Genomic DNA, 18,871 nt, shown 5'->3' on the forward strand with positions numbered 1-18,871 from the left:
GGAGGATAACATACATGGCAAAGAAATCGATGCTCGAACGTGAAAAGAAACGTGAAAAAATGGTTGCCAAATACGCTAAGCTCCGCGCTGAACTCAAAGCAAAAGGCGACTATGAAGCACTTTCTCAGCTGCCGGCTAACGCATCTCCGGTCCGTCTGCACAACCGTTGCAAAGTAACCGGCCGTCCTCACGGTTATATGCGTAAATTCGGCATCTGCCGCATCACATTCCGTGAACTGGCTTACAAAGGTCAGATCCCTGGCGTTAAAAAAGCCAGCTGGTAACACGTATTCCATGGAGGGAGGTTTTTAGATTATGGCAATGACCGATCCGATTGCGGATATGCTCACAAGAATCCGTAATGCTAACTCGGCATATCACGAAAAAGTAGAAATCCCTGCTTCGAAGATGAAAGCTGCAGTGCTCGACATCCTCAAAGAAGAAGGTTTCGTCAAAAACTACGAATCCGTAAACGAAGGCAAAACGCTGAAAGTTACGTTGAAATATGGTTCTAATAAAGAAAAAGTAATTACCGGCATCAAGAGAATTTCCAAACCGGGCCTGCGCGTATACGCTGGCAAAGAAGAACTCCCGCGCGTTCTCGGTGGTTTGGGGATCGCAGTAATTTCCACGTCCCAGGGCGTCATGAGCGACAAAAAAGCTCGTAAACTCGGCTTGGGCGGCGAAGTTATCGCTTACGTCTGGTAAATCGTTTTGGAGGTGTCAATATGTCCCGAGTAGGTAGAATGCCTATTGATATCCCGGCAGGCGTAAATGTAAACCTCGATGGCCACGTAATTACCGTTAAAGGCCCGAAAGGCGAACTCACACGTACGCTCCACCAGGATATGAAAATCACAGTGGCTGACAACGTCATCACTGTAGAACGTCCGTCTGACGATAAAAATCACCGTGCACTGCACGGCCTCACCCGTGCCCTTATTGCCAACATGGTAAAAGGTGTTTCGGAAGGCTTCAAAAAAGAACTGGAAATCGTTGGCGTTGGTTACAGAGCACAGATGAAAGGTAAGAAACTTGCCTTGACTCTTGGCTTCTCCCATCCCCTCGAACTCGATGCTCCGGCTGGTGTCACCATCGAATGCCCGAGCGCTACGCAGATCACCATTTCCGGTGCTGATAACGAAGTTGTCGGCGAATTTGCTGCTAAAGTCCGCGGCTACCGCCTGCCTGAACCGTACAAGGGCAAAGGTATCCGTTATGTTGGCGAACATGTCCGTCGTAAAGCCGGTAAAGCTGGTACGAAGAAATAATTAACCTTTAATTAGAAAGGAGTGAATTCCTTGAAGAAGAGTAAAAACACAATCCGTTTGAAACGGCATTGGCGTTTACGCAAGAACATCAACGGCACGGCAGAACGTCCGCGTCTCAACGTTTTCCGCAGCCTTAACAATATCTACGCTCAGGTCATCGATGACCAGAACGGCGTAACTTTGGTTTCCGCAAGCTCTTTGGACAAAGAAATCAAAGGTCAGAACGTCAGCGGCGGCAACGCCGAAGGCGCAAAATTAGTCGGTGCTTTAGTTGCAAAACGGGCTATCGAAAAAGGTATCACGACGGTTGTCTTCGACCGTGGCGGTTACATTTATCACGGCCGTGTTGCAGCTCTCGCTGAAGCAGCTCGTGAAGCTGGCTTGAAATTCTAATCAAGGAGGAAATAACACATGGCAAAAGTTGACCATGCAGGTCTCGAATTACAGGAAAATGTAGTATTCATCAACCGCGTTGCTAAGGTAGTTAAAGGCGGCCGCCGTTTTTCCTTCAGTGCCCTCGTTGTTGTCGGTGACGGCAACGGCAATGTCGGCGCAGGTTTAGGTAAAGCTGGCGAAGTTCCTGAAGCAATCCGTAAAGGCGTTGAAGACGCTAAGAAACATATGATTTCCGTTCCTCTCAAGAACGGCTCCATCCCCCACACGATCACAGGTATCTTCGGTGCAGGCAAAGTATTCCTGAAACCGGCTGCTGAAGGTACTGGCGTCATCGCTGGCGGTCCGGTCCGTGCCGTATTGGAACTGGCAGGCGTCCGCAACATCCTCACCAAATCGATCGGTTCTTCCAACCCGAACAACATGGTTCAGGCAACCCTCGAAGGCTTGAGCCGCTTGAAGGATGTCAACAAAGTTGCTGAACTCCGTGGCAAAACTGTAGAAGAAATTTACGGTTAATAAGGAGGATATGACAAGATGGCTCAGGTTAAAGTTACTCTCGTAAAGAGTTTGGCAGGCCGTCCTGGTGACCAGCGCGCAACCATCGTTGCCCTCGGTCTCCACAAGACGAACTCCAGCGTAGTAAAAGAAGTTACCCCGCAGATCAAAGGGATGCTTCACAAAGTAGAACACTTAGTAAAAGTAGAAGAAATCTAATATAGAAGGAGGTGCGCTGAATTGAAACTTCATGAAATGAGTATTGTTCCTGGTTCCAAGAAAAAACGCAACCGCGTCGGCCGCGGCATCGGCTCCGGCAATGGCAAAACGGCTGGCAAAGGTATGAAAGGTCAGCTCTCCCGTAGCGGTGGCGGCAAGCGCCCGGGCTTCGAAGGCGGCCAGATGCCGTTGTATCGTTTGCTCCCGAAACGCGGCTTCAAAAACATTTGGGCTAAAGAATATGCAGAAGTTAACGTTTCTGTACTCAACCGCTTTGAAGATGGCACGACTGTCGATCCCGTCGCTCTCGTTGAAGCTGGCATCCTCAAGAATGTCCGCGATGGCGTCCGCATCCTCGGCAACGGTGAACTCGAAAAGAAACTCACTGTCGTAGCTAACGGCTTCACGAAATCCGCTAAGGCTAAAATCGAAGCAGCTGGCGGCAAGGTTGTAGTACCGGGAGAAGAACCGGTAGCTGAACAGTAGGGGTGATTTGCGGTGTTAGAAAACATCCAAAACGTACTGAACGTCCCGGAATTTCGGAAACGGGCAGTCTTCACCCTCATCATGTTCGTCATTTTCAGACTTGGCGTTCACATCCCCGTACCGGGCGTTGATTCGTCAGTCATTGAAAACCTCTTCAGCAGCGGCAACTTGTTCGGTCTTCTGGACTTGTTCGCCGGCGGGGCACTGAGTAAGTTCTCCGTCCTGGCCATGAGCATCACGCCGTACATCAACGCGTCGATCATCATGCAGCTGCTGACAGCCGTCGTCCCGACCTTTGAACAATGGGCAAAGGACAATCAGGAAGGCCGCGATAAGATCCAAAAGGTCACGCGGTACGGTACGGTTGTCCTGGCGTTGATCCAGGCTTTCGCCATGAGCTATGCGCTGAAAGTCAACAATGCCCTCATCGTCGACAGCTGGGCCATGGTCGTCATGGTCTCGCTGATCCTCACGGCAGGCACGTGTTTCCTCATGTGGCTCGGTGACCAGATCACAGCTGGTGGGATCGGCAACGGCATTTCTCTCATCATCTTCGCGGGTATCGTAGCGCGTTTCCCTCAAGGGTGCATGACGATTTACAAGTATATCCAGGCTGGTTCGATCAACATCTTCCAGGCCTTGCTTTTTGCTGTTATCGCCTTGTTCATGATCGTCGTGGTCATCGAAGTCACCCAGGGTCAGCGCCGCGTCACGGTACAGTATGCGAAACGTATCGTCGGCCGTAAGATGTATGGCGGTCACTCGACACACATTCCGCTGAAAGTCAACCAGGCTGGCGTCATTCCCATCATCTTTGCTTCGTCTGTACTGATGTTCCCGATTACCATCGCACAGTTCGTACAGAATGACACGATCCAGTGGGTCGCAAGCTTCTTTGCATGGGGCACGGTGACCAACACCGTCATGTACGCACTCCTGATTATGTTCTTCACATATTTCTACACGGCTATTTCGCTGAACATCCCGCAGCTTACGGAAAATATGCAGAAATACGGCGGCTTCATCCCTGGCATCCGACCGGGTCAGCCGACGGCCATGTATATCGATCGCATCATGACGAGGATCACCCTCGCCGGTGCCTTCTTCCTGGCCTTCATTGCCATCCTGCCGAACTTCATCGGCTGGATCACGGGCATCGAAGGGGTCTACTTCGGCGGTACAGCCATCCTCATCGTCGTCGGTGTTGCCATCGACACGATGAAACAGGCAGAATCCTTAGTTTTGAATAGACAATATCAAGGATTTATGAAATAATAAGGGGGTAGTTTGAGTGTATATTCTTTTAATGGGCCCTCCGGGTGCTGGTAAAGGTACCCAGGCTGAACGATTGATTGAAAAATATGGTATTCCCCAGATTTCGACAGGCGACATGTTCCGGGCGGCTGTAAAAGAACAGACCCCGCTCGGCCTCGAAGCCAAGAAGTACATGGATAACGGCCAGCTCGTACCGGACGCTGTTACCGTTGGCATCGTCAAAGAACGCCTTGCCAAAGATGATTGCAAAAAAGGCTTCATCCTCGACGGTTTCCCGCGCACGACCAGCCAGGCTGTATCCCTCGATGCTATCCTCCGGGATTTAGGCATCAAACTCGATGGCGTCATCAACATCGCCGTCCCCGATGAAGAACTCATCAAACGGACGACGGGCCGTCAGATCTGCCGCTCCTGTGGTGCGACATACCATGTCACATTCAAACCGTCCAAGGTGAAGAACGTCTGCGATAAATGCGGCGGTGAATTGTATCAGCGCGATGACGACAAAGTCGAAACCGTCAAGAAACGCTTGAGCGTCTACGCTGCACAGACGAAACCGCTCATCGACTACTATAAGAATTCCAATCTCTACATCGAAATCGATGGCAAACAGAGCATGGAAGATGTCTACAAAGACATCGTCGCTAGTCTTGAAAAGAGTAAATAAGCATGATTATTTTAAAATCGAAACGGGAAATTGAGTATATTCGCGAAGCTGGCCGCATTACTGCTAACGCACTTCAACTCATGAAGAAACTGGCTCAGCCTGGCATTACGACAGGCGAACTCGACCAGCGCTGTGAAGAATACATCCGCAGCTGCGGCGCTTTTCCGAGCTGCAAAGGCTACTACGGGTTCCCGGCAACCATTTGCGCCAGCGTAAATGAAGAAGTCGTCCACGGCATCCCGGGCCACCGCAAGCTCAAAGATGGCGATATAATCAGCATTGATTTAGTAGTAAACAAGAATGGCTACCATGGCGATTCGACGGTAACGATTCCTGTCGGCCACGTTCGTCCGGCGACCCTCAAGCTCTTGAAGGTCACCGAAGAAAGCCTTTATAAGGGCATCGAACAGGCCGTAGCCGGAAATCACCTCGGCGACATCGGCCACGCAGTCCAGTCTTATGCCGAATCCTTCGGATACGGCGTCGTCCGCGACTACGTCGGCCACGGCATCGGCACGGATATGCATGAAGATCCGGAAGTGCCGAACTATGGCATGGCCGGTCACGGCGAACTGCTGGAACCGGGCATGGTCCTGGCCATTGAACCGATGATCAATATGGGCACCGAAAAGGTCCGCCAGCTGAAGAACGGCTGGACCGTCGTCACGCGTGACGGCAAACCGGCAGCCCACTTCGAACATACAGTAGCCATCACGGAAAACGGTCCTGAAATTCTGACGTTACCGGAAGAGTAAGTATGGAACGGACTCAGATGATACCTGTCTGCACGGTCGTAGAAAGCCTGGCAGGCAGGGATAAAGGCCACTTGTATGTTGTTGTCGGCAGTCTGGCTTATCCCTACGTATGGATTGCTGACGGTAGAAAGTACAACCTGGATAAGCCGAAGAAAAAGAATTGCCGGCATCTCCGGATATTGGGAACGAGCGTATCCACTGGAAGCGCTGGTCCCGCGAGAATCAGCAATGAATGGATACGGTCCGTCTTGAACCGGGCTGTGAAGAATTGACCAGGGAGGTTACTATGTCGAAGGTAGATGTCATTGAAGTAGAAGGCGTCGTCGTTGAAGCTTTGCCAAACGCCATGTTCAAAGTCAAGCTTGAAAACGATCACATCGTGCTGGCTCATGTCTCCGGTAAAATGCGGATGAATTTCATTCGTATCCTTCCGGGCGACCGGGTCACACTTGAATTGACACCGTATGATCTGAATCGCGGTCGTATCACGTACCGCTTTAAGTAAGAGTATTACGCAGGAGGTTAACGATGAAGGTAAAACCGTCAGTAAAAAAGATTTGCGAAAAATGCAAAATTATCAAACGTAAAGGCCGCGTCATGGTCATTTGCGAAAATCCGAAACATAAACAGAAACAGGGTTAATAAACAGGAGGTGAATGAATAGATGGCACGTATAGCCGGTGTGGATTTACCACGTGATAAACGAGTTGAAATTGGTTTGACTTACATTTTAGGTATTGGTCTTTCTTCTTCCCAGAAAATTCTGGCTAAGACTGGCGTAAACCCGGATACCCGCGTTCGCGACCTGACAGAAGACGAAGTACAGAAGATTCGTGAAGTCATCGGTTCTGAATATAAAGTTGAAGGCGACCTTCGCCGTGAAACAGCACTCAACATCAAACGCCTGATCGAAGTTAATTCGTATCGCGGCAAACGTCATCGTGCAGGTCTTCCGGTCCGCGGTCAGCGCACCAAGACGAACGCACGTACCCGTAAAGGCCCGAGAAAAGCTGTAGCAGGTAAGAAGAAATAAGATTCTTTAAGTAAGGAGGGAAACGATTTTGGCTAAGAACGTAAGAAGCAACAAAAGAAAAGAAAAGAAACATGTAGAATCGGGCGCAGCACATATCCGTTCTACTTTCAATAACACGATCGTTACGATCACTGACGCAAAAGGCAATGCATTGTCCTGGGCAAGTGCCGGCGGCCTCGGTTTCCGTGGTTCCCGTAAGAGCACTCCGTTCGCTGCACAGATGGCTGCTGAACAGGCTGCTAAAGCTGCTATGGAACATGGCCTCCGTCAGGTAGAAGTTTTCGTAAAAGGCCCGGGCTCCGGCCGTGAAGCTGCTATCCGCGCATTGCAGGCTGCAGGTCTTGAAGTCAACTCCATCAAAGACGTAACTCCTATTCCGCATAACGGCTGCCGTCCGCCGAAACGGAGACGCGTATAATCGTAGATAATTAACCAAGGTGTTTTGATTCTGAAATAGGAGGATTTTCCTAATGATCGATGATAACAAGTTTAAAGTTAAAACCGTCGAAATCAATGAAGACGGTACCTATGGAAAATTCGTATGTGAACCTCTCGATCGGGGTTACGGAATCACATTGGGTAATAGTTTGCGGCGTGTCCTCCTGGCATCTCTGGATGGCGTAGCAATCACTTCGATTAAAATCGATGGTGTGCTCCATGAATTTTCGACCATCCCCGGCGTCCGGGAAGATGTTTCGGAAATCATCCTCAACCTCAAACAGGTGCGGATGAAATTCTTGGATGATGATATTGACGCACTCGATATCACCGTCGATATCTCTGGTGAATGTGAATTCACTGCAAACGATCTTAACGTAAACTCAGACATTGAAATTTTAAACCCGGATCTTCATATTGCCACATTGGATACGGATGCCAACATCCGCATGCAGTGCCACATTGAACGCGGCAAAGGGTATGTTCCTTCTACGAAGAACAAGAAAGAAACGGATATGATCGGGGTCATCCCCATCGATTCCATCTTTTCGCCTATTGTGCGCACCAACTACGAAGTAGGCAATATCCGGGTCGGCAACGAAATGGATTACGATTCGTTGACGCTTGAAGTGACGACGGATGGCAGCATCACTGCTGAAAACGCCGTCGCCAAAGCTGCATCCATTATGATCAGCTATTTGAACTACTTCCAGGACATCGCCACCGACGCCAAAGTCAACGACACATTGGCTGAATTTACCAACAAAGATGGCGAAGAACCGGAAGTACCGGAAGAACCGGACCTCAACGACATCAAGATTGATGTCCTCGACCTCTCCGTACGCGCTTCGAATTGCCTGAAACGTGCAAATATCTACACCTTAGGCGACCTCGTAGAACGGACGGAAGACGACTTGTCCAAGATTCGCAACCTCGGCAAGAAGTCTGTCGATGAAATCATTGAAAAGTTGCAAAAAGAAGGTTACGATTTAAAATCGAGTAACGAAGAATAGTTCGAGGAGGATGAACGATGGCTTATAGAAAGTTGGGACGAGACAGCTCCGCACGTAAAGCTTTGCTGCGCAGCATTGTCACCTCTTTATTCCAGCATGAACGCATTGAAACGACAGAAGCAAAGGCAAAAGAACTTCGCAAAGTCGCTGATAAAATGCTTACCCTCGCAAAACGCGGCGATCTCCACGCTCGCCGTCAGGTCTTGGCATACATGATGGATGAAGATGTTGTCAAAAAACTGTTTGACGAAATTGCACCGAAATACAAAGATCGTCAGGGCGGTTATACTCGCATCATCAAAACTGGCGTTCGTCAGGGCGATGCTGCTCCGATGGTAATCATCGAATTAGTATAAGCTTGTAAGAAAAAAGGGGCTGTCGCATGTGCGACAGCCCCTTTTGAGTGGTTAGTGGCTAGCAGTTAGTAGTTAGCAAATGGCTCCCCTGATAGGGGAGCTGTCAGCGAAGCTGACTGAGAGGTTCTTACAGCGACCAGTCGTTCATACACTAATCAGGTCAACATGACATGGTTTTGCGAACGGCGAACAGCGGCTGCGACCGGCCGTTTATCTCGGACTCAGATGCGGCGTTCCGCCGCGACAGACTCAAACCGACAACGACGCTTCGGGAAACCCTCAGCGCGTAGCGGGACGCCCTTTGGGCGTCCCCTACGAAATCGCATTCAGGCGATAATAAATAATCCACGGCCCGTGGCCTCGTGCGTAGGGGCCGTCCCAACGGGCGGCCCGCCGCGAACAATCGGCTATACACCAATCAGGTCAATGTGGCATGGTTTTGCGACCTGCGACCTGCGGCCTGCGACCGGTGCGCCCTATGAGGGCGCCCACGACCAACCAACCTCTCCGGCCTTTTAGGCCACCTCCCCTATAAGGGGAGGTGGTCCTATGTCAAGATTTCGGACAAATTAAATTGAGGTTTTTCGTTTCTTAGATTCCCAGACGCATATTATGTTTCTGGAAATCAGCATACAGCTTTTCATAGTCATCCGGTGACATGTAGTTGCAATGGCTATGAATGCGTACGGTGTTGTAAAAGGTATTGATGTATTCAAACACCAACAAGTACGCTTGCTGATAATTTTGAATCTTGAAGCGATTGAGCCATTCCCGTTTAATCAGGGAGTGGAAGGATTCGATGCAGGCATTGTCCCATGGATAGCCTTTCTTCGAATAGCTGCGGCGCATTTGGGATGTCTCCCGAATATATGCCTGCGAAACATACTGGCAGCCACGGTCCGAATGGATAACCAACAGCTGTCCGGGTTTCCGGCATTGTTTGGCTTCCTGCAGCATCTTGACGATGCCGGCGACGTCCAGATTACGGGCCAGATTCCAGGCGATGATTTTCCTGGAGAACAAATCCATAATGCTTTCCAAATAGACGAAACCTTCAGCTGTCCAGATATAGGTGATGTCGCTGCACCATACTTGATCCGGTTCTTCAGGATTGAAGCATTCCTGAAGGATATTCACCAGCGCCACGTCAAAGTCACTGTTACGGGTCGTTACGGTGTAATGCTTTACCCAGCAGGCCTGAATGCCCATTTGCCGCATGTATACGCCAACTGTGCGTTCAGAGATACTGTCCCCGTTCTGCTGCATAACTTGGGCAATCTTCGGGGCTCCGTAAATCTGCTTGGAATCGTCGTAGATAGTTTGAATCTTTTTCTTCATCTCCTTGCGGTGCTGGGCCTGTTTCGATGGTTTGCGCGCCGCCCAGTCATAATATCCTGAAGAAGAAACGTCGAGTTCAGAAAGCACTCCGGACACCGAAAAACGACGTTCTGCCTGATGGGCATTTTCGGCTTCTTCCTGGACACTGCGATAGATGGCAATGGTCATTTGTCCAGAATGCTGATAGCTTTTTTTAGGACATTCAACGCATCCTTCGCATCCCGCAGTTCACGCTGCAGACGGGCGATTTCCTTAGCTTCATCCGAAGCATAGTTGCCGGAACCACGATAAGGCATTTCGCCATTGTCCTTCAGCTGCTTTTGCCAACGGGACAAGGTTTGTGGAGCAATACCTAGATTCGTAGCACAGCCAACCAAGCCGAGTTCCCGATGTTCATGATAATATTTAACTGCGTTGATTTTGAATTCTTTGTTGAATTTTGCCATACTGAGGCCTCCTTAGTTAATCCTATTGTACCACCATTAGGAACCTCAGTTTGACTTGTCCTATTTATATGCTAACACCAAGGCATAACGACGAACGCATCGCCGAAGGCGATAAGCCACGAGCCACTAACCACGAGCCACTAACCACTAACCACTAACCACTAACCACGGGCTCGCTACGCGAGCCTACCCCAAAAGGAGTGATATAAATGCCATATCGTATGATGTTAGCTGTCAACTTTACACCGGAACGGCTGGAGCTGGTCAAGCTCCTGGCCCTCTTGACGAAATCAAAGGTCAAAGCGGTTACGGAAGATGAAAAAAGTGAAACCGTCGGCAAAGTCCTGGGACTGACGGACGATGAAATCGCTGAAATTGCAGCCATGAAACAGGAAACGGAACAGACCAAGGTCCATGAACAGATGAACGAAGACGAAAATCTTCCGCCTGTGACCAAGGAAGCTCTGATTCTCTGTGGCTTTGACAACAAGGCCGTCAACCTGCTCTTGAGCAGCATCCGCCGGGGGCGTCTGAAGAATGTTCCCCTCAAGGCGATGTTGACGCCGAACAACATTTCCTGGACTATCGAAACGATTTTGCAGGAATTGTCGAAAGAACACGAATATTTCCATAAAAAGAGGTAAGACGACTATGCGTCCTACGACACTTTGCTTTCCCGTCCGTTCGGACGGGAAGCTTTTATTAGGCCGCAAAAAGCGCGGCTTCGGCGTCAGTAAGTGGAATGGCTTCGGCGGCAAGATTGAAGCCGGCGAAGACTTCCTGCAGTGCGCCGTCCGGGAACTCCAGGAAGAAACGGGCCTCATCGCTCGGGAAGAAGATCTGGAACTCGTCGGCTTTCTCGATTTTCATTTTTCCGCCTCGCCGGAACTCAACCACATCGGTTTTGTCTATTTCCTCCATACATGGCAGGGGACTATCCAGGAAACGGAAGAAATGGAACCGACATGGTTCGACCCAGCAGCCCTTCCGTATGATGAAATGTGGAAAGGGGATCGGACGTGGATTCCTATGTTGCTAAAAAAAGAAAAGGTAAAGGGCATCATTACCTTTGCCGAAGATAATGATACCGTAGCTCACATGGAATTACATACAGTTGATGCATAAAAATAAGTATATATACGAAAAAACGGGCAGATAGACATTATCTGTCTGTTTTTTGTCATCTAGACTACAGTTTAGACAATATGAGGGACTTGACAGGACGGTGGCTTTTATTCTATAGTTATAAGGTATTAGTAGGTGATAAAGGTCACATAATCACTTGTTACAGTTTTGCATATATACATTAGTATAACGTATATCTTTTATTTGATTTTCATAATGAAGTGGAGTTGGATAAGTATGAAGAAGATGAATGCGGCTTTGATGGCGGCTTTTGTGCTGACCTTAGGCATGACTACGGGAGCTTGGGCAGCCCCGGCGACGACGGCCAATGTTTCGGTAGACAGCCCGTACTATGGCTATATCGAAAAGCTGAGTGCCATGGGCTATCTCGATACCATGCCCAACGGGGCCAAACCATACAGCCGCATGCAGATGGCACAGTGGGTCGTCCAGGCCCAGGATAAGGCCCAGACCAAGCCTATGCCAAAATACTTGTCCGATGAAGTCGAAGCCCTGGCGCAGTACGTAGCGCCGGAAGTGGCGACCCTGCGCGGGGAAAAGACCTATGATCCGTTGAAGCTCCGTTCCGTTTCGCTGACGGCAGCAGCCCAGCTTTCGGATACGCCGCGCCATTCTTATAGCCGCGTGGTTAACGCCGGCTGGCAGACTTTCGGCGCTGACCGCAATGGTTATAAATACGGCCGCGATGGTAACGGTATCTTGGAAGCCGAAATCTCCGGGAACATCGGTCATGAAACGGCTATTGCCCTGCGGCCCCGCTTCAGCTATGACAAGGATAATGATTTCAGTGCCAGCCTGGAAGAAGGCTATATCAAGACCCGGGCCGGTATCTGGGCTTTTGAAGCCGGTAAACAGGCCATGACCTGGGGACAGGGGGAAACGGGGAACCTCGTCTTAGGCGACAACATGCGTCCCTTGACGACCATCCAGGCCCACTTCATGGAACCCCAGCGCGTCGGTGGTTTCTTCCGTTTCCTCGGCCAGGCCGACGTCCATCTCTTCTACGGCTTCCTCGAAGACGACCGCTCCGGCCGCGCGAATGCCCAAGATTACGATAATGCCGGTCTCTTTGGCATCCGTGCCGATTTCTCGCCAACGTCGTACTTCACGTTTGGCGTATCCCGCCTGTCCATGCTCGGTGGTGACGGCAATGGCTTGGATAGCTCTGACTGGGGGCATTGGCTCTATGGCCGTAACGATGATCGCGACCAGGACCGCTGGGACGACATCGCCGGCGGTGACTTTCGCTTGAGCCTGCCCGGTGTCACCTTCTACGGTGAACTTTACGGTGAAGACCAGTCCCACTACATGCCGTCTAAAGTGGCTTACCGGGCCGGTATGTATCTGCCGAAGTTGGCCCATGACGGCTCGTGGGATATGACCTTGGAAATGGCCGACACCAGCGACGCCTGGTACGGTCATCAGCGCTTCAAGAACGGCTGGACCTATCATGACGCCATCATGGGTGACGCCATGGGCCGCGATGCCCGCAAATACTACGGCGCGATCCGCCATTATTTGCCCAACGAAACATCTCTCGGCCTGTACGCCCAGCGGACGGAAATGGAACGGGGCATGAGCCCCCATCCCACAGTCAATGAATTCGGTCTGACTGGCCAGACAAAACTCGGCCAGGACGTCTACCTCAACGGCATCATCGGCTACGCCAAGGTAGAAAACGCTGACTTCACGGTCCGTACAGACCACGACAAATTCGCCACTGCCACCATCCAGTGGAGATACTAGGGAACACCACGAGCCACTAACCACTAACCACGGGGCCTTCGGCCCCAAACGGAGAACAATCATGATAGACATTCACTCACATATTTTATACGATATTGATGATGGCTCTGAATCATTGGACATGTCCCTGCAGATGCTGCGCATGTCTGTGGATTCGGGAGTCACCGATATTATTGCGACGCCTCATGTCAATCGACAAGGACACATTCCGTCCTGGCAGACCATCCTTGACAAGGCAGCAGCCCTTCAGGAGGAAGCGGATAAGGCCAATATTCCTATTCGTATCCATACGGGGGCCGAAGTAGAACTTAACGGCGATACGTTACGTTTCATGAAGGAAAATCACGACGATTATTGTCTGGCCGGCAGCCGCTATGTCATGTTGGAACTGACGGACCAGTCTCAGCCGGATATTGTGGAAAAGATGATATATGAGTTGCAGATGCGCGGCTTCCTGCCACTTCTGGCCCACGTAGAACGCTATGAGCGCCTCATGGAACGTCCGGAAACGCTTCTGGCATGGATGAATAAGGGCGTCCTGGCTCAATGCAATACAGGCAGTTTCACGGGCTATTTCGGCTCAAAGTTGCAACAGCGCGTCCGCGACCTCTACCGCAATAATATGATTCATTTCCTCGGCAGCGACGGTCATCGCGTGGAATTCCGCACGACGGATATCCGTCAGGCCCATGAAGAATTAGATCGCTTGGCCGCCAAGGAAAAGCCGCATGTCAATCTTTGGAATACAGCGACGCGTAATGCTGAATATATTTTGAAACACCGCGTCTTTTATCCCGATTTGCCGTCGCATTGGCAAAAAGAGAAAAAAGGCTTTTTCCATCGTCTCTTTGGTTGAATTTAGGATGTGAATAAATATGTTGAAGAAAAGTATACTGGCGCTGGCTGTCGTGACTGCCTTATGGACCGGGACGGCCTGCGCTGAAGAATATTATATGCGCCCTGGCGATGAGCTCAACATCGTCGTCACCCAGCAGCAGGATTTAGGCAATTCATCGACGAATCAGTCGCCCTTCGTCGTCCGGCCCGATGGTAACGTATCGTTTCCCTTAGTCGGGGAAATCCACGCCGAAGGCATGACGGTCTCCCAGTTCACAGATGTCTTGCAGCAGGGCTTGTCTCGGTATATTGTCGATCCCGATGTATCTGTCAATATTTCCAAGTTAGGCCGCGTCCGGGTCTACGTCTTCGGCGAAGTCCGTAAACCCGGTGCGGTAGAGTTAGACAAAGGCCATACGGTCATCGACGCTATCGGCGCGGCCCAGGGCTTTACGCGGGATACGGCGAAGAAGAAGATTTTCCTCATCCATCAGGACCAACCGAAATCGCTCATCCCCATTAATCTCAATAATATGCTCAAAACTGGCGACATGTCGCAGAATGTCACCCTCCGCGAAGGGGACATCCTCTACTTGACCAAGAATCATCGCATCGACTTTGCTCGCGATATTGCGCCAATCTTTAGCAGTATCTATATGATTACCGAAGCGAAAGACAACTTAGATAATAACTAGTATTTCCCATACAGGAGTTGAACAGGGTGGAAGAAATAACCATTGATTTGAAGGACCTCTTTCAAGTCGTCATGGACCATAAAAAGAAAATCGCTGCCATTACGGCGGCCTTCATGATTGCCGGAGGGGCCTATCTCTGCATTGCTTCGCCAGTGTACCAGTCGACGTCGCTATTGCGCATCAAGCAGGATAAAGGCTTGGGCGACTCGATCATGTCTCAGGTGTCCGGGGGCAATACACTGGACGATAAGCAGCGCATGATGACGGATGCGGAAATCCTCAAGAGCCGCAACGTCGTCCTGCCGGTCATCGAAAAGACAGAAGAACGAAATGATGACGGCGAATTACCCGATTATGAAAGTTACGTTAAAAAGCACATCGTCACCAAACCGTATAAAGATACGGAAATCTTGGAAGTCGACGTCACAGGCAAATCGCCGGAACAGGCCCAGCAGGCCAATAATCTTATTGTCCAGGGCTTTATGAACCGCCTGACCGAACTGAGTCATGACGAACAGAAGCGGACCCGCGAGTTCCTGGAACAGCGGCTAGGTGCTTCTAAGGATGAACTGAGCCAGGCCGAAGACAAACTGCAGCAGTACCAAGCTGCCAATAAGATGTACTCCACAGATGACCAGATGAAACAGCTTACGGATAAGCTGAACATCGTTGACAAGGCTAAGGCTGAAAACCAGCTCAATTTGGAAACGGCCCAGGCCGGCTTGAACAGTGTCAATGAACAGCTCAGCTCGGCTGGCGTCTCCATTGCCGACAGCCCGGCCATTCAGCAGTACAAGACCCAGCTGGCTCAGTTGGAAGCGACGAAAGCCAGCTACGTCGGCAAATACACGGATGAACATCCAAAGATGCAGGAAATCAACAACCAGATCAACTCCACCCGTGATTCCCTGAACCAGGAAATCAGCAAGATCGTTTCCCAGCAGGCGCCGTCCAGCAACAGCGTCCAACAGGGATTACTGGCCGATAAATTCAAGAACGAAGCGGCCATTGCCGTAGCCCAGAGCAAGAAGACCGCTTTGGACCAGATGGATGCCCAGAACGACGCCATCATTTCATCGCTGCCGGAAAAAGAACAGGGCTTCGTCCGGGTCAAGCGCGATGCCGACGTTTCCAACGAAATCTACGTTATGCTGGCCAAACGATTGGAAGAAGCCAAGGTCGCCGAAGTCATGGTGCCGAATGAAGTCCAGGTCATCGATGCGGCTACACTGCCGGAAAAACCGATTAAGCCGCGAAAGGTCTTGATTATGGCCATTATGACCTTATTAGGGCTCATCGTCGGTATGGGGACCGTCATCGTTCAGTCTCTCATGTATCGCAAGATACGGACAGCTGAAGATGTGGAAAAAGAATTGGGCTTGCCTGTCTTGGGCATGATTCCCGATACCAGCACCTTACAGGTAGAAACGGGAAGCAGCGATGGTTTGTGGTCGAAAATTAGGAGGAAATTATGGCGGAAATAGATTTCATCACCCATTATGACAGCCGGTCGCCCGTATCCGAAGCCTATCGGGCTATCCGGACGAATTTGCAGTTTGCCGGTGCTGGAAAGCAATTGAAAACCCTCGTCTTTACGTCGGCCATTCCTGGCGAAGGGAAATCGACGACTGTTGCCAATTTAGCTATCGCCATGGGACAGGATGATAAAAAAATCCTGCTCATAGACTGTGATATGCGTAAGCCCGTCGTCCACCGCCGCTTCGGCCTCTTAAACCGGGGCTTGAGCAACTGCTTTGCCGAAGACCTGCCGCTGAAAGAAGTCATCCAGGCCGACGTCTTCCCCAACCTGGACGTCGTCACTAGCGGCCCGGTTCCGCCGAATCCGGCAGAACTTCTGGGATCGAAGAAAATGGAAGCCTTATTGCAGGAAGCAGCGGAAACCTATGACTACGTTTTCTTGGATATGCCGCCGGTCCTGGCCGTCACTGACGCTGCCCTCATGAGTAGCCGGGTAGATGGCACCGTCATTATCCTGGGCAGTGGCGACATCGGCCCAGATGAAGGCAAACAAGCCAAATCCCTCCTGGAAAAAGTCCACGCCAACATCCTAGGCGTCATACTGAACAAAGTTCCGCAGCACCACAAGAGCGGCTACTATTACTACTACTATTATGACGAAAACCATAATAAAAAACGTAAAAGACGCTAGCCTCCCCTGCGAAGGGGAGGCGCAGGCCGCAGTTCGCAGGCCGCAGGCCGCCTCGGACTCAGATGCCGCTGCGCGGCGACGGACTCAAACTGACAACATCGCCTCGAGTAACCCTCGGCTCGTAAAAAACGCCCCTTTGGGGCGCGTATGGCTCCCCTGATAGGGGAGCTGTCAGCGAAGCTGACTGAGAGGTTCCTACAGCGACCAGACGGCCATACACCAATCGGGCCAATGTGGCATGATTTTCGCGAACTGCGACCGGCGTTTATCTCGGACTCAGGTGCCGCTGCGCGGCGTCAGACTCAAACTAACAACGACGCTTCGGGGGTACCCTCAGCGCGTAGCGGGACGCCTTTCCAGGACGTCCCCTACGGAGTCGCATCCAGGCGATAATAATTATCCACGGCCTGTGGCCTCGTGCGTAGGGGCCGTCCCGGTTAGGGCGGCCCGCCGCGAACAGTCGGCCATATAACTTGCGAGCTAATGTGGCATGGTTTTGCGAACTGTGGTCTGCGACCGGCGCGCCCTACAAGGGCGCCCACGACCAACCAACCTCTCCGGCCTTTCGGCCACCTCCCCTATGAGGGGAGGCTTAACGACGAACGACCTGCGACCGACGCGCCCCCGTGAGGGCGCCTACGAACCACTAGCCACTAGCCACTGGGGCCACCGGCCCCAATCCTCACGAAAGGAAGGAAAAGGTCATGAAGACCCGTGTTTATCCTACGTCACGTAAACTCTTTGGCTTACTCGGAGACGTGACCATCATTACCTTAACTTACATACTCCTGACCTATTTGATTATTCCGCCAGGCGCACGGGCTATGAATCATGCCTTATATTCCGGTATGTTGCCTGTTGTTATCATCTTTTCAGTCATGATGTTTAGCATCAATGGCCTGTATACCATCGAGCACAAGCGATTCAGCGAAGTCCTCATCAGCCTGGCAGTCAGTCTATTCTTGGTTCTCATCCTCATCATGGCCTTGAGCTTCGTAATCCATGAATTCGCTTATTCCCGCGTTTTGATTGTCACCAGTACGGCTGTGCAATTCGTCTTGCTCGGTTTGTGGAAGCGGGCCGTCCAGCATTGGGAACAGAGCCTTCATCCCGTTCGCCAGGTCATGATTATAGGCAATGAAGACGAATGCCGCCATGTCTATTATCGCATGAGTGCTCAGCCACAGCTTAAAATGCAGCTCCAGCACGTCATCATGGATCCGCAGACCGATTGGCGCCAGAAATTGGAAGCTTGTGATATCGATACGCTCATCATCTGCTCAGATATCCCCATTGCCACGAAAGCCAAAATCGTCAATTATTGTACGGATAAGGAAATTCAACCATACATCATTCCCGGTTCTTATGAAATCTTTTGTAACGGGGCCATGCTCCAGAAAATCGATGACGTGCCCGTCTTCCGGCCTAAGAGCCTGCGCCTCAGCGTAGAACAGCGGGCGGTCAAGCGCACTGTCGACATCATCTTGGCTGGCATCGCCGCTATCTGCGCCTTGCCCTTCGCCATCCCCGTCGCCTTGGCCATCAAACTCGGCGACGGCGGTCCCATCCTCTACAGCCAGGTCCGCGTCGGCCGCTTTGGCAAGGAATATAAGGTTTATAAATTCCGTTCCATGCGCGTCGATGCCGAAAAATATTCCGGTCCCCAGCTGGCCACCGAAGACGACCCGCGCATTACCAAAGTCGGCAAATTTATCCGCGCCACCCGCCTCGATGAACTGCCGCAGATCCTCAACGTCCTCAACGGCGACATGAGCCTCGTCGGCCCGAGACCCGAACGGCCGTACTTCGTCGAACAGTTTAAACAAGAAAACCCTGAATACGCCTATCGCCATAACGTCAAACCGGGTATTACCGGCTTAGCCCAGGTCTTTGCCAAGTACAACACAACGCCTTATGACAAACTCGTCTACGACCTCATGTACATCGAAAACTACAGCATCTTAGAAGACTTCGTCATCATGATCCAGACCATCAAGATCCTAGTCACCAAGAGCGCCACCGAAGGCAAAGACGTCAGCGGCAAAGACCTAGACCTGAGCAAATTTGAACGCTAAAGCCTCCGTCTCCC

General features: G+C 51.0%; 27 protein-coding genes. 25 read left to right on the forward strand and 2 right to left on the reverse strand.

Features of this window, described 5'->3' with window-relative positions:
- Positions 1-14 precede the first annotated feature (14 nt).
- From rpsN to rplQ, 17 genes are read left to right on the forward strand one after another with little or no spacing between them, the layout of a single operon-like run.
- Positions 15-284 (forward strand): 30S ribosomal protein S14, encoded by a 270-nt coding sequence (gene rpsN, locus C6362_RS05515; RefSeq protein WP_014015748.1) that lies wholly within the window; start codon positions 15-17, stop codon positions 282-284.
- Positions 285-315: 31 nt separating this feature from the next.
- Complete coding sequence (gene rpsH / locus C6362_RS05520) at positions 316-708, forward strand: 30S ribosomal protein S8 (RefSeq protein WP_014015749.1); 393 nt, start codon at positions 316-318, stop codon at positions 706-708.
- A 20-nt stretch (positions 709-728) separates the two neighbouring features.
- The gene (gene rplF, locus C6362_RS05525) at positions 729-1,271 is read left to right on the forward strand and encodes a 50S ribosomal protein L6 (protein WP_014015750.1); all 543 of its coding nucleotides are present in this window, start codon (positions 729-731) and stop codon (positions 1,269-1,271) included.
- Positions 1,272-1,301: 30 nt separating this feature from the next.
- Positions 1,302-1,664 carry a 50S ribosomal protein L18 gene (rplR, locus tag C6362_RS05530; protein WP_014015751.1) on the forward strand — a complete coding sequence of 121 codons (363 nt, stop codon included), beginning with the start codon at positions 1,302-1,304 and terminating at the stop codon, positions 1,662-1,664.
- A gap of 18 nt (positions 1,665-1,682) precedes the next feature.
- Positions 1,683-2,183 carry a 30S ribosomal protein S5 gene (gene rpsE / locus C6362_RS05535; protein WP_014015752.1) on the forward strand — a complete coding sequence of 167 codons (501 nt, stop codon included), beginning with the start codon at positions 1,683-1,685 and terminating at the stop codon, positions 2,181-2,183.
- 18 nt (positions 2,184-2,201) lie between these two features.
- Positions 2,202-2,381, forward strand: coding sequence for a 50S ribosomal protein L30 (rpmD, locus tag C6362_RS05540; RefSeq protein WP_014015753.1), 180 nt, complete (start codon positions 2,202-2,204; stop codon positions 2,379-2,381).
- 21 nt (positions 2,382-2,402) lie between these two features.
- Positions 2,403-2,867 (forward strand): 50S ribosomal protein L15, encoded by a 465-nt coding sequence (rplO, locus tag C6362_RS05545; RefSeq protein WP_014015754.1) that lies wholly within the window; start codon positions 2,403-2,405, stop codon positions 2,865-2,867.
- A gap of 12 nt (positions 2,868-2,879) precedes the next feature.
- Complete coding sequence (gene secY / locus C6362_RS05550; RefSeq protein ID WP_014015755.1) at positions 2,880-4,142, forward strand: preprotein translocase subunit SecY; 1,263 nt, start codon at positions 2,880-2,882, stop codon at positions 4,140-4,142.
- A gap of 16 nt (positions 4,143-4,158) precedes the next feature.
- Entirely contained in the window at positions 4,159-4,809 is a 651-nt protein-coding gene (locus C6362_RS05555) for an adenylate kinase (protein WP_014015756.1), read from the forward strand.
- Positions 4,810-4,811: 2 nt separating this feature from the next.
- Complete coding sequence (map, locus tag C6362_RS05560; protein ID WP_014015757.1) at positions 4,812-5,564, forward strand: type I methionyl aminopeptidase; 753 nt, start codon at positions 4,812-4,814, stop codon at positions 5,562-5,564.
- 2 nt (positions 5,565-5,566) lie between these two features.
- The gene (locus C6362_RS05565) at positions 5,567-5,836 is read left to right on the forward strand and encodes a KOW domain-containing RNA-binding protein (RefSeq protein ID WP_014015758.1); all 270 of its coding nucleotides are present in this window, start codon (positions 5,567-5,569) and stop codon (positions 5,834-5,836) included.
- 14 nt (positions 5,837-5,850) lie between these two features.
- Positions 5,851-6,069, forward strand: coding sequence for a translation initiation factor IF-1 (infA, locus tag C6362_RS05570; RefSeq protein ID WP_014015759.1), 219 nt, complete (start codon positions 5,851-5,853; stop codon positions 6,067-6,069).
- 23 nt (positions 6,070-6,092) lie between these two features.
- Positions 6,093-6,206, forward strand: coding sequence for a 50S ribosomal protein L36 (gene rpmJ / locus C6362_RS05575; protein WP_007391661.1), 114 nt, complete (start codon positions 6,093-6,095; stop codon positions 6,204-6,206).
- Between the two features lie 22 nt (positions 6,207-6,228).
- Positions 6,229-6,597: a 30S ribosomal protein S13 gene (gene rpsM / locus C6362_RS05580; RefSeq protein ID WP_014015760.1), complete on the forward strand. Its 369-nt coding sequence runs from the start codon at positions 6,229-6,231 to the stop codon at positions 6,595-6,597.
- Between the two features lie 28 nt (positions 6,598-6,625).
- The gene (gene rpsK / locus C6362_RS05585; RefSeq protein WP_014015761.1) at positions 6,626-7,015 is read left to right on the forward strand and encodes a 30S ribosomal protein S11; all 390 of its coding nucleotides are present in this window, start codon (positions 6,626-6,628) and stop codon (positions 7,013-7,015) included.
- Positions 7,016-7,067: 52 nt separating this feature from the next.
- Positions 7,068-8,048, forward strand: a complete 981-nt coding sequence (locus tag C6362_RS05590; RefSeq protein ID WP_014015762.1) for a DNA-directed RNA polymerase subunit alpha — start codon at positions 7,068-7,070, stop codon at positions 8,046-8,048.
- 17 nt (positions 8,049-8,065) lie between these two features.
- Positions 8,066-8,404 carry a 50S ribosomal protein L17 gene (rplQ, locus tag C6362_RS05595; RefSeq protein WP_014015763.1) on the forward strand — a complete coding sequence of 113 codons (339 nt, stop codon included), beginning with the start codon at positions 8,066-8,068 and terminating at the stop codon, positions 8,402-8,404.
- 591 nt (positions 8,405-8,995) lie between these two features.
- Here rplQ and C6362_RS05600 read toward each other — a convergent pair.
- Both C6362_RS05600 and C6362_RS05605 read right to left on the reverse strand, forming a co-directional pair.
- Positions 8,996-9,910 carry an IS3 family transposase gene (locus C6362_RS05600; protein WP_014015019.1) on the reverse strand — a complete coding sequence of 305 codons (915 nt, stop codon included), beginning with the start codon at positions 9,908-9,910 and terminating at the stop codon, positions 8,996-8,998.
- Positions 9,907-10,188: a transposase gene (locus C6362_RS05605; protein ID WP_014015018.1), complete on the reverse strand. Its 282-nt coding sequence runs from the start codon at positions 10,186-10,188 to the stop codon at positions 9,907-9,909. Before C6362_RS05605 ends, C6362_RS05600 begins: the two co-directional genes overlap by 4 nt.
- 221 nt (positions 10,189-10,409) lie before the next feature.
- On the opposite strand from C6362_RS05605, the gene C6362_RS05610 reads away from it, so the two are divergent.
- From C6362_RS05610 to C6362_RS05645, 8 genes are all read left to right on the forward strand, one after another.
- Positions 10,410-10,832, forward strand: a complete 423-nt coding sequence (locus tag C6362_RS05610) for a DUF3783 domain-containing protein (protein WP_036203215.1) — start codon at positions 10,410-10,412, stop codon at positions 10,830-10,832.
- Positions 10,833-10,839: 7 nt separating this feature from the next.
- Entirely contained in the window at positions 10,840-11,313 is a 474-nt protein-coding gene (locus C6362_RS05615; RefSeq protein WP_014015765.1) for an 8-oxo-dGTP diphosphatase, read from the forward strand.
- A 237-nt stretch (positions 11,314-11,550) separates the two neighbouring features.
- A complete protein-coding gene (locus tag C6362_RS05620; protein WP_014015766.1) occupies positions 11,551-13,080 on the forward strand; it encodes a capsule assembly Wzi family protein in 1,530 nt (509 codons plus the stop codon).
- 61 nt (positions 13,081-13,141) lie between these two features.
- Positions 13,142-13,936 carry a tyrosine-protein phosphatase gene (locus C6362_RS05625; RefSeq protein WP_014015767.1) on the forward strand — a complete coding sequence of 265 codons (795 nt, stop codon included), beginning with the start codon at positions 13,142-13,144 and terminating at the stop codon, positions 13,934-13,936.
- A 19-nt stretch (positions 13,937-13,955) separates the two neighbouring features.
- Complete coding sequence (locus C6362_RS05630) at positions 13,956-14,612, forward strand: polysaccharide biosynthesis/export family protein (protein ID WP_014015768.1); 657 nt, start codon at positions 13,956-13,958, stop codon at positions 14,610-14,612.
- Positions 14,613-14,638: 26 nt separating this feature from the next.
- Positions 14,639-16,096, forward strand: a complete 1,458-nt coding sequence (locus C6362_RS05635) for a GumC family protein (RefSeq protein ID WP_014015769.1) — start codon at positions 14,639-14,641, stop codon at positions 16,094-16,096.
- A complete protein-coding gene (locus C6362_RS05640) occupies positions 16,084-16,782 on the forward strand; it encodes a CpsD/CapB family tyrosine-protein kinase (protein WP_014015770.1) in 699 nt (232 codons plus the stop codon). The genes C6362_RS05635 and C6362_RS05640 overlap by 13 nt, the downstream gene beginning before the upstream one ends.
- 704 nt (positions 16,783-17,486) lie before the next feature.
- A complete protein-coding gene (locus C6362_RS05645) occupies positions 17,487-18,857 on the forward strand; it encodes a sugar transferase (RefSeq protein ID WP_014015771.1) in 1,371 nt (456 codons plus the stop codon).
- Positions 18,858-18,871 lie beyond the last annotated feature (14 nt).

The organism is Megasphaera elsdenii DSM 20460 (genome assembly GCF_003010495.1).
Classification (GTDB): domain Bacteria; phylum Bacillota; class Negativicutes; order Veillonellales; family Megasphaeraceae; genus Megasphaera; species Megasphaera elsdenii.

Coding starts and splice junctions, on each gene's coding strand:
- rpsN (WP_014015748.1), top strand. CDS start 15: ATGGCAAAGAAATCGATGCTCGAACGTGAAAAGAAACGTGAAAAAATG.
- rpsH (WP_014015749.1), top strand. CDS start 316: ATGGCAATGACCGATCCGATTGCGGATATGCTCACAAGAATCCGTAAT.
- rplF (WP_014015750.1), top strand. CDS start 729: ATGTCCCGAGTAGGTAGAATGCCTATTGATATCCCGGCAGGCGTAAAT.
- rpsE (WP_014015752.1), top strand. CDS start 1,683: ATGGCAAAAGTTGACCATGCAGGTCTCGAATTACAGGAAAATGTAGTA.
- rpmD (WP_014015753.1), top strand. CDS start 2,202: ATGGCTCAGGTTAAAGTTACTCTCGTAAAGAGTTTGGCAGGCCGTCCT.
- map (WP_014015757.1), top strand. CDS start 4,812: ATGATTATTTTAAAATCGAAACGGGAAATTGAGTATATTCGCGAAGCT.
- C6362_RS05565 (WP_014015758.1), top strand. CDS start 5,567: ATGGAACGGACTCAGATGATACCTGTCTGCACGGTCGTAGAAAGCCTG.
- infA (WP_014015759.1), top strand. CDS start 5,851: ATGTCGAAGGTAGATGTCATTGAAGTAGAAGGCGTCGTCGTTGAAGCT.
- rpmJ (WP_007391661.1), top strand. CDS start 6,093: ATGAAGGTAAAACCGTCAGTAAAAAAGATTTGCGAAAAATGCAAAATT.
- rpsM (WP_014015760.1), top strand. CDS start 6,229: ATGGCACGTATAGCCGGTGTGGATTTACCACGTGATAAACGAGTTGAA.
- C6362_RS05590 (WP_014015762.1), top strand. CDS start 7,068: ATGATCGATGATAACAAGTTTAAAGTTAAAACCGTCGAAATCAATGAA.
- rplQ (WP_014015763.1), top strand. CDS start 8,066: ATGGCTTATAGAAAGTTGGGACGAGACAGCTCCGCACGTAAAGCTTTG.
- C6362_RS05600 (WP_014015019.1), bottom strand. CDS start 9,910: ATGACCATTGCCATCTATCGCAGTGTCCAGGAAGAAGCCGAAAATGCC.
- C6362_RS05605 (WP_014015018.1), bottom strand. CDS start 10,188: ATGGCAAAATTCAACAAAGAATTCAAAATCAACGCAGTTAAATATTAT.
- C6362_RS05610 (WP_036203215.1), top strand. CDS start 10,410: ATGATGTTAGCTGTCAACTTTACACCGGAACGGCTGGAGCTGGTCAAG.
- C6362_RS05615 (WP_014015765.1), top strand. CDS start 10,840: ATGCGTCCTACGACACTTTGCTTTCCCGTCCGTTCGGACGGGAAGCTT.
- C6362_RS05620 (WP_014015766.1), top strand. CDS start 11,551: ATGAAGAAGATGAATGCGGCTTTGATGGCGGCTTTTGTGCTGACCTTA.
- C6362_RS05625 (WP_014015767.1), top strand. CDS start 13,142: ATGATAGACATTCACTCACATATTTTATACGATATTGATGATGGCTCT.
- C6362_RS05630 (WP_014015768.1), top strand. CDS start 13,956: ATGTTGAAGAAAAGTATACTGGCGCTGGCTGTCGTGACTGCCTTATGG.
- C6362_RS05640 (WP_014015770.1), top strand. CDS start 16,084: ATGGCGGAAATAGATTTCATCACCCATTATGACAGCCGGTCGCCCGTA.
- C6362_RS05645 (WP_014015771.1), top strand. CDS start 17,487: ATGAAGACCCGTGTTTATCCTACGTCACGTAAACTCTTTGGCTTACTC.